The organism is Kitasatospora sp. NPDC057015 (assembly GCF_042673745.1).
Taxonomy (GTDB): domain Bacteria; phylum Actinomycetota; class Actinomycetes; order Streptomycetales; family Streptomycetaceae; genus Kitasatospora.
On record NZ_JBHUSG010000123.1, the window covers coordinates 1 to 3287 of the forward strand.

A 3287-nucleotide genomic window follows, 5' to 3' on the forward strand; every position below is an offset into this window, starting at 1 on the left:
CTCCTTCGCCGGGCAGCTCCCGGGCGGGACGACCACCCTGGCGGCGGTCGGCACGCTGATGGTCGGCCTGCGGCGGCGACGGCATCGTGTGCATCGACCTCGACCACGCCCTCATCGACGGGCGACCGGTGCCGTGGGCAGCGGACATCCTGGCGCGCTGCCCGGCGACGTTCACCGAGGTGAGCCCATCGGGCACCGGCCTGCACATCTGGGGTCGCGGCCGGGTCCTGCGCGGGCGGCGTATCCGCCGCGAGGACGGGGCGCACATCGAGGTGTACGGGCGGGGCCGGTACATCGCGCTCGGCGAGCGCTACGAGGACTCACCGACGACGCTGGCGGATCTGAGCGAGCTGGTGGCCTACCTGACCGCATGACCGGAGGGGGTGACTGCCGTGGCCGGCATGGGACCTCCTCCGAGCGAGCACAAGCGCCGCCGCAACGCGGACACCTTCGAGGGCCAGGGCGTCACGGTCCCTGCTGACGGCGATGCGCTGCGGGGCCCGGAGTTGCCGCACGCGGCGCTGTACGGGCCGCAGACGATCGCCTGGTACGAGACGTGGCGGTCCTCGCCGCAGGCCGCGGTGTTCGTGCCGACGGACTGGCAGCGCCTCATCATGCTGGCGCCCCTGGTGGAGGCGTACTTCATGGAGCCGTCCACGAAGCTGCTGGCGGAGATCCGGCTCAATGAGGGCCTGCTGGGGGCGACGCATGCCGACCGCCTGCGGGCGCGCATCAAGGTCGAGCAGCCGAAGCCGGCCCCCTCCACGCCTCCGGCTGGGGTCGCCGATCTGACGTCGCGCCGCCGGCGGCTGACCGATGCCTCGTGAGCTGGTCCGCCACCCGGACCACTCCCGGCAGCGGTCGCTGGGGGTGGCGCTGGCGTGGATCGAGTGGTTCGCCGTCCACGGCCCCGGCGATGTGCAGGGCATCCCGCTGCACCCGCGGCACGGCGAGTGCCTGCCGCTGGATGACGAGTTCGCCGGGCTGATCCTGGACTGCTACACCCACGATGAGGCCGGGCGGCGCCTGTACGACACGGTGGCGATCTCCCGGGCGAAGGGCCGCGCGAAGTCCGAGCTGGCGGGGTTCATTGCGCTGGCGGAGGCGTTCGCGCCGGTGCGGTTCGCCGGGTGGGCTGCGGGCGGCGAGACGTACCGGTGGCGGGACTTCGTGTATGAGTACGAGCCGGGCGAGCCGATGGGCCGCACGGTGACGTACCCGTTCATCCGCTGCCTGGCCACAGAAGAGAGTCAGTCCGGGAACACCTACGACAACGTGCTCTACAACCTGGAGCACGGCCCGCTCGCCGAGGATCTGCCGTCCGGTACGGCGGGCATGACCCGCATCTTCCTGCCCCAGGGCGGGGAGATCCGGCCCTCGACCGCGGCAGCGAGCAGCCGGGACGGCGGCAAGGAGACCCTGGCGGTCTTCGACGAGCCGCACCTGTACATCCAGCCGGAGCTGCGGCAGATGTACCGCACGGTGGACCGCAACCTCCGCAAGCGCCGCGAGGCAGCCCCGTGGGCGCTGCTGACGTCCACGATGTACCAGCCGGGCGAGAACAGCGTGCTGGAGAAGCTGCACGAGCGGTCCAAGCTGATCGCCGAGGGCAAGACCCGCGAGCGCCGCCTGCTGTGGGATCACCGCGAGGCGCCGGCCGATGTGGACCTCACGGACCTGGAGCAGATGCGCGCCGCCCTGCGCGAGGTGTACGGCCCGTTCGGCGACGTCCTCGACCTCGACGGGATCATCGAGTCCGAGTTCTGGAACGTCGAGAAAGACCCGGAGGAGAGCAGGCGCTACTTCTTCAACCAGCCGACCGCGGCCCGGGACGCGTGGACCACACACCCGCTGTGGTCCGCCTGCACGGACATCGAGCGGCACATCGCGGATGACGCACCGATCGTCCTGTTCTTCGACGGCAGCAAGTCGGACGATGCCACGGGTCTGGTGGGCTGCGACGTGGAGTCCGGGCACCTCATGACGCTGGCGTGCTGGGAGCGTCCGGCCGGGCCGCAGGGCGAGGGGTGGCAGGTGGACCGGATCGACGTGGACCGCGTCGTCCGCGAGGTCTTCGCCACCCGGGATGTGGTCGGCTTCTTCGCGGACGTCGTGCACTTCGAGTCCTACGTGGACCAGTGGGCGCTGGACTTCGGAGACCGGCTGCTGATCCAGGCGTCGACGGGCCGTGCCGCCCACGCAGTCGCCTGGGACATGCGCGCCACGTTGCGGGACTTCACGGCGGCGTGTGAGCGGATGGAGATCGACATTCGCGAGGGCGACCTGACCCACGACGGGGACTCCCGGCTTCAGCGGCACGTCCTCAACTCCCGCCGTCGGCCCAATCGGTACGGCGTCTCGATCAGCAAGGACGGGCGCGAGTCGACCCGGAAGATCGACCTCGCGGTGTGCGCGATCGGAGCCCGGATGGTGCGCCGCCTCGTGCTGGCCTCCCCGGAGTGGCAGAAGCGGCAAAGCAAAGCGAAGCGGCGCACCGGCCGCGTGATCGGCTGGAGGTGACCGCCGTGGCCCTGTCCCGCGCCGCCCTGACCGAGGTCGCCGTCGCGCTGCACCAGGCGCGCCAGGCTGAGGCCGCCCGCCTCGACCCGATCCACGCCGCCGTGCGCGGGTCGATCTCGGGCATCTACGTGCCGCGCAAGGCCACCCAGGAGTACCGGAACCTGGTCGACCAGTCCCGCTTCAACGTCCTGCCGTTGGTCGTGAGCCAGCTGGCGCAGGCGCTGTACGTGGACGGCTACCGCTCCTCCGGGGAGACGGAGAACTCCCCGCTGTGGGACACGGTGTGGCAGCCGAACCGGATGGACGCCCGGCAGGCCGGCCTGTACCGGGCTGCGATCCAGTACGGCACCTCCTACGCCCGCGTGCTGCCCGGGGCCCCGGCGCCGCAGATCACGCCGCTGTCCCCGCGGCGGTGCACCGCGCTGTACGAGGATCCGCTGACGGACGAGTGGCCGCTGTACGCGCTCGTGCACCGGCAGGGGGACCGGTACGCCATCTACGACGACGAACAGGCGTACCCGGTGCGGCTGTCCGAGAGCGGCCCGGTCCTCGACGGCGAGGCGCGGACGCACGGCCTCGGGGTGTGCCCGATCGTGCGGTTCGTCGACGGCTACGGCGACCTGGACGAGGGCCCCGCCGGGAAGATCGAGCCGCTGCTGCCGGTGCAGCGTCAGCTGAACCAGACCACCTACAGCCTGCTGATGGCGCAGCAGTACAGCGCGTTCCGGCAGCGGTGGGTGACCGGCATGACGATCGAGGAGGACGCC

4 protein-coding genes are annotated in these 3287 nt (G+C 71.5%); all 4 read left to right on the forward strand.

Annotated features, from left to right (window positions below; genetic code table 11):
• The first annotated feature begins 86 nt into the window (after positions 1-86).
• Positions 87-374 carry a hypothetical protein gene (locus ACFTWP_RS41430; RefSeq protein WP_380270355.1) on the forward strand — a complete coding sequence of 96 codons (288 nt, stop codon included), beginning with the start codon at positions 87-89 and terminating at the stop codon, positions 372-374.
• A 27-nt stretch (positions 375-401) separates the two neighbouring features.
• The gene (locus tag ACFTWP_RS41435; protein WP_380270356.1) at positions 402-827 is read left to right on the forward strand and encodes a hypothetical protein; all 426 of its coding nucleotides are present in this window, start codon (positions 402-404) and stop codon (positions 825-827) included.
• Complete coding sequence (locus ACFTWP_RS41440; protein ID WP_378808102.1) at positions 817-2520, forward strand: hypothetical protein; 1704 nt, start codon at positions 817-819, stop codon at positions 2518-2520. Before ACFTWP_RS41435 ends, ACFTWP_RS41440 begins: the two co-directional genes overlap by 11 nt.
• Before the next feature lie 5 nt (positions 2521-2525).
• A partial coding sequence (locus tag ACFTWP_RS41445) for a phage portal protein (RefSeq protein WP_380270357.1) occupies positions 2526-3287 on the forward strand: 762 nt, incomplete at its 3' end.